Origin of the sequence: Oscillatoria sp. FACHB-1406 (assembly GCF_014698145.1) — a bacterium.
Classification (GTDB): Bacteria; Cyanobacteriota; Cyanobacteriia; order Cyanobacteriales; family Spirulinaceae; genus FACHB-1406.
In genome coordinates, this window is the sequence record NZ_JACJSM010000041.1 from 1 (window position 1) to 5,241 (window position 5,241).

Sequence of the window (5,241 nt, forward strand, 5' to 3'; positions counted from 1 at the left end):
CCTGAGTGAAATGAAAGAGGAAATAAAAAATTTAACACATTATCACTGGTTACATTTTCTCTAATTCTTTCGGTGGGTATCGCAACCGGATTTGGTATTAATCTATGTCTTTATCTCTAAATCAGATTGAAAAGAAAATCGAAGAAATCGATCGCTTTGCCAATTCATCTAGTCAGCGATACGGACGATTACTCAACTGGCAGAACCCGCCCGATCCGTTCTGGCATTATGGTATCGGTCTGTCCGACACGCATATTTTCGATACAGGTCGTGGGTTAATTCCATTTGAAAGGAGTGAGGCAAAACTTGTTGTTGGCATTGACCAAATAGCATTTAAACCGAAACTAACGATTGCACGGCTCAAATATGCTCTCTATGTTTTCGCTGATTGGGAGTATAGTTTAACGGGCTGGAATTGCGAACATCTAGGTCGATTGATTGCAACAGATTGTCCTAGATGTTACCAGAGTAGCCCGATATGGTGGTTGTGCAATATGACTCCCGAAGGCGACCACAAAATTGCACATCGCATTTTTAATGATTATCTAAAAAAGGTTGATTCTAGTCTGAATCGTTAATATTTTTATGTGCTTCATTTACAAGTTTTACGAGCGATAAAATTCCTCATACAAAAGGAAAACCAAAAGATTTAAATCAATTATTTGATAGCAGTTGTTTAAACTGCCCCAGCACTAAATAACCGCCCGATGGTTTCTTCAATCGGTGAATCGCCGATACTGAGATCTAAGACTTCAGTTTGAGCGAGAATGCGAGAAACTGTGGCGGTGAGTTCTTCGCGACGCACTAAAAAGCGGACTTCTCGACCCTCTATGCTCTCTATTTCAGCATAATCGCTCAACTTTTCCCTGGGAAGGGTATGGGCAAATTCGACGCGCACTTCGCTGTAGGGGGAAAACCGTTCGAGTAGTTCGTCGAGTTTGCCGTCGTACATCAACTGTCCTTGGTGAATGATGAGGACACGATCGCACAGTGCGGTAATATCAGCCATGTAGTGACTGGTGAGCAATATCGTCGCTTGGTAGCGCTGATTGTAGGTTCTGAGGAATTCGCGCACCGCTGCTTGTGCGTTCACATCCAACCCAAGCGTCGGTTCGTCGAGGAATAAAACCTGCGGTTGGTGCAACAGCGCAGCGAGGAGTTCTGCTTTCATGCGTTCGCCGAGGGAAAGTTTGCGAACGGGTTGTTCGAGCTTACCCTGGAGAGAGAGCATCTCGGTTAATTCTCCCAGACGTTCGTTGAAGGCGCGATCGCTAATTTTATAAACCGCTGCATTAATCCGCAACGAGTCCAGCGCCGGTAAATCCCAGAGCAATTGCTGCTTCTGTCCCATTACCAAGCTCATTTTCTCCAAAAACGGCGTTTGGCGGCGAAATGGGCGATATCCTGCCACGCGCACCGTTCCGCTCGAGGGATGAACCAACCCCGTCAGCATCTTCAGCGTTGTCGTTTTCCCCGCGCCATTCGGCCCGAGAAATCCTACGACTTCCCCCGATTCAATGTTAAAAGAAACATCTTGTACCGCCTTAATATAGCGATATTGGCGGCGAAAAAAATGAGTTAGCGTTGCTTTGAACCCCGCCTCCTTAATGGCGACAGGGTAAGTTTTACTTAGGTTCTCAACCTCAATGATAGGCACCACGGTAGAATGGGGGGCTAGGATTCAAGTACGCGCCCTTCCTTAACGGCGAGCAATCGTACCAATCCCCATCGTATCTGTTTTTGCGGTTTCGCGGTTGAATTTTGAATTCGCGATCGCGCCGGTTGCGTTACCATGAACCACAAATCCTTCTCAATTCTAGATTTGGAGATAGTATGAGCAACATCGGAGATAGCATGAGCAATATTGCCGGTAACTTGAGCAATATGGCTGGTAACTTAAACCAAAACCACAGACTGCGGAATATTCTAGCCGGTGCGGGAATTGCGACTGTTGGCGCAATTGGTACAAAAATGGCAGTTGATTATTTCCGCAATCGCGGCAAAGAAGATGTCATTGATGAAGCTCAAGGCGATGCAGAACCGACTTCATCGCAAGAACTCGCTTATGCAACGGTTGATACCAGTTCCGTGCAGCAGTTTCTCGATGGTAGTTTTGGAGATCCGGGGCGCTACGTTCCCAACCGCCCACCCAAGGTTTTTGACTATCAAGGACAGCAATATATGGTGATTTGGGCGCGCGATAACGAGAAGCAAAAAAATCAATTGTTAGCGTTTCAATATACGCCCTCCGGTCGTCACATGATTGCCAGCGTCGGCTATACCGACAGTCAAACTGACTATAATTTAAATTTGGGCGGTACGCCTTTTGCTGTTGAAATCAACGGTCAAAAAATGACTGCGGGGAAAGGTGCGACGGGCGGAACGAATGATGTTGATTTTGTCTTGGCTTAAAGACGATTTAGCAACTTTTTCTTAAAAACTTGTAGAGATGTTGACTTGCAATGTCTCTACAGTCCATAAACGGGCTAAGCATTTGGAAAAGGTGCGTTACGCTTCGATAACACAAGCTACCTCCTATTGGAGAAGGTGCGTTACGCTTCGCTAACACACCCTACTTCTTTGCTCCAATTTTTTAATTTTTAATTTTTAATTTTTAATTTTTAATTTATCTATTGGGTGGAACGACAACGCTTGCAGCAGCAGCGAGGGAGGTTCCGCACCAAGGACAACCGATATCAATGCGATCGTAGCTGGAAATGCGGTGACAGTGGGGACATTCTAAACCATAGACGGCAGGTTGCGCTTGGGCGGCGATAGGAGAGGGTGCGACGATAATCGTAGGTGCGTAAGTCGGAATAGGTTGCGGGAGAACAATGGCGGCAACTTTCAGCACCGTTACGCCCAATTGAATGATACTACCCGGATTTAAGAGCGCTTCGCCCGTCGCGAGGGAGCGTCCGTCGATAATTGGGGGATTGCTGGGGCGCAAACTGCGCAGTATGAACCCAGTTGGGTTAGGGTTGAAAAAGATTTCGACGTGCAATCCAGAAACGGTAGGATCGATCAGAAGGATATCGCAGCGTAAAGGATCGCGTCCGATGCGGACGGTTCCGGGGTTTTTGCTGGCTTGACGATCGCGGATTGTTTGGGTTTTGATGCGATCGCCCTCCTGCCATTCTAAAATCAGTTCGGACATCTTTCGCCTTGCTCTGTTACCACCTGAGATCCAAGATAGCGTTTCCGAAGCGGAACTGTCACGACTCAGATGGGTAATATTGCACGGCACTAATCCTGTCGCGCTATACAATGGTTTGAATGTCCAAACCGACTTCATCGCTATGACTCACGCTACTGATGTTCGTACCCTCGCTCGCTGGATGGCGGCAGATTTCAGCAATCAAGCCCAAGCGCTCGAAAATCCGCCGTTTTTCGCCCATATTCGCGTCTGTATGAGACCGCTACCCGATGACATTTTGGGCGGTACGAGCGTCTTTTTAGAACAAGCTTACGATTACGCGCTTAACCAACCCTATCGCTTGCGGGTTTTAAAGTTTATTGCGATCGGCGATCGTATCGAGTTAGAAAATTATAAGGTTACGGATGAAGCTCAATTTTACGGCGCATCGCGCGATCTCAATCGCCTTAAAAACCTAACGGCAGAACACCTCGAAAAATTACCGGGATGCGATATGTTTGTCGATTGGACGGGGACGAGTTTTAAAGGGGTTGTGAAACCGGGAAAAGGTTGTTTGGTGGAACGGAAGGGACAAAAGACTTATTTAGATAATAGTTTTGAGGTCGATCCCGAACAGTTAATCAGTTGGGATATTGGTAGAGATTTAGAAACAGACCAACAAGTTTGGGGATCGATCGCGGGGCCTTTTCATTTCGTGCGTCGTACCAGTTTTGCTGACGAGATTCAAGGCTAGAAAATTAAGCATTCTAGTACCTCAAGCCCCTGAAAACTTCTAGAAATCGTGTCTGCAAATAATCCCTATAAAGAGATCGCAACTGAATACGCCCGCCTCCTCCATTCTCCCATCGAACCCCACCCAACACCGCCGTCGCGCCCCCAACTTCCCGCCGACGCGTCGAAAGTGTTGCTTTTTTCCCCCCATCCCGACGATGAATGTCTTACGGGGGCATTACCTTTACGCTTATTGCGAGAAGGGCAATTTAAAATCATTAACATTGCCATCACTTTAGGAAGTAAAAAAGAACGGCAGCAAGAACGCTGGCAAGAATTACAAAACGCCTGTAACTTCCTCGGTTTTGAAACCATCGTACCGGCAAAAAATGGCTTAGAAGCAATTAACCCCAGCGCGCGCCAAAATAATCCCCAACACTGGAACGAAGCCGTAGAAATTATTGCAGACATCCTCGCCCAATATCGCCCCCCCATTATTTTTTGTCCCCACGAAGGCGATAAACATCCCACCCATATCGGAACGCATTATTTAGTTATGGATGCGTTGCAACGATGCAGCGATTTCTGCTGCTGCGTCGTCGAAACCGAATTTTGGGGCGCGATGGAAAGTCCCAACCTGATGGTAGAGTCTAGTTGCGAAGATGTCGCCGATTTGATGGCAGCTACCGCTTGTCACGTCGGCGAAGTCCAGCGCAATCCCTATCACCTGCGCCTTCCTGCTTGGATGGCGGATAACGTGCGGCGCGGGGGCGAACTGGTGGGCGGTGCGGGGGCGAGGGTTCCCGATTTTAGTTTTGCGACGCTGTACCGACAGCGGTATTGGGCGGGAGGAAGTTGGAAGGAGGGGACAGAGGGCGGTGAAATTGTGGCGGTGGGGGATGAGTTGCGGTCGCGTTTTTTCTAGGCGCGTGCGAGAGAAGAAAGGGAGGGTGATGATATAGCCTTTCTCAAAGGGATGAGGTACAAAAATTGAAATTAGATGGGTAGGGGCGAATGGCATTCGCCCGCACGCTGTACCTCACGCAAACGAAAAATACTGTATTCCGACGCGATCGCGTCGAGATTCTCCGGGTTTTGCAGGGTGCTAGGGATTTGGAGGATATTTTATCGAACCTTGATGAAGAGATTTAACGAATAATTCAGCGCGTGCGGTTGCTATTGAAATTAATAAGGGCTCGGTTTTGTGCCGTCGCCAAGGACAACACCTCATCGTCAGGATTGTTTCGCGGCGATCGATAAATGGTAGGGGCATCATTGGTGTCAACTTAAGAATTTCTGGTAGGATGCGCGCCGCGAAGCGGATCCCTGCGGGATCGCGCCGACCTGCCCGAGTTAACTCAAGACCCGATGAG

Annotated in this window: 7 protein-coding genes; 4 read left to right on the forward strand and 3 right to left on the reverse strand. The window is 48.0% G+C overall.

Going from position 1 to position 5,241, the window contains the following annotated elements:
* Nucleotides 1-104 precede the first annotated feature (104 nt).
* Nucleotides 105-578 (forward strand): hypothetical protein, encoded by a 474-nt coding sequence (locus H6G50_RS23720; RefSeq protein ID WP_190722082.1) that lies wholly within the window; start codon nt 105-107, stop codon nt 576-578.
* A 98-nt stretch (nt 579-676) separates the two neighbouring features.
* Here the strand turns inward: H6G50_RS23720 and H6G50_RS23725 are convergent, their stop codons facing one another.
* A complete protein-coding gene (locus H6G50_RS23725) occupies nt 677-1,657 on the reverse strand; it encodes an ATP-binding cassette domain-containing protein (RefSeq protein ID WP_190722092.1) in 981 nt (326 codons plus the stop codon).
* A gap of 176 nt (nt 1,658-1,833) precedes the next feature.
* On the opposite strand from H6G50_RS23725, the gene H6G50_RS23730 reads away from it, so the two are divergent.
* On the forward strand, nt 1,834-2,412 hold the full coding sequence (locus H6G50_RS23730; RefSeq protein ID WP_347239992.1) for a hypothetical protein: 579 nt from the start codon (nt 1,834-1,836) through the stop codon (nt 2,410-2,412).
* A gap of 214 nt (nt 2,413-2,626) precedes the next feature.
* On the opposite strand, the gene H6G50_RS23735 is transcribed toward H6G50_RS23730, so the two are convergent.
* The gene (locus H6G50_RS23735) at nt 2,627-3,157 is read right to left on the reverse strand and encodes an FHA domain-containing protein (protein WP_190722084.1); all 531 of its coding nucleotides are present in this window, start codon (nt 3,155-3,157) and stop codon (nt 2,627-2,629) included.
* Between the two features lie 142 nt (nt 3,158-3,299).
* Between H6G50_RS23735 and H6G50_RS23740 the strand changes: the two genes are divergently transcribed.
* Both H6G50_RS23740 and H6G50_RS23745 read left to right on the forward strand, forming a co-directional pair.
* Nucleotides 3,300-3,890, forward strand: coding sequence for a chromophore lyase CpcT/CpeT (locus H6G50_RS23740; RefSeq protein WP_190722087.1), 591 nt, complete (start codon nt 3,300-3,302; stop codon nt 3,888-3,890).
* A 48-nt stretch (nt 3,891-3,938) separates the two neighbouring features.
* A complete protein-coding gene (locus H6G50_RS23745; RefSeq protein WP_190722088.1) occupies nt 3,939-4,793 on the forward strand; it encodes a PIG-L family deacetylase in 855 nt (284 codons plus the stop codon).
* Nucleotides 4,794-4,973: 180 nt separating this feature from the next.
* Here H6G50_RS23745 and H6G50_RS23995 read toward each other — a convergent pair.
* Nucleotides 4,974-5,241 (reverse strand): hypothetical protein (locus tag H6G50_RS23995; protein WP_206756597.1); only part of this gene is annotated, 268 nt, incomplete at its 5' end.

Coding starts and splice junctions, on each gene's coding strand:
- H6G50_RS23720 (WP_190722082.1), top strand. CDS start 105: ATGTCTTTATCTCTAAATCAGATTGAAAAGAAAATCGAAGAAATCGAT.
- H6G50_RS23730 (WP_347239992.1), top strand. CDS start 1,834: ATGAGCAACATCGGAGATAGCATGAGCAATATTGCCGGTAACTTGAGC.
- H6G50_RS23735 (WP_190722084.1), bottom strand. CDS start 3,157: ATGTCCGAACTGATTTTAGAATGGCAGGAGGGCGATCGCATCAAAACC.
- H6G50_RS23740 (WP_190722087.1), top strand. CDS start 3,300: ATGACTCACGCTACTGATGTTCGTACCCTCGCTCGCTGGATGGCGGCA.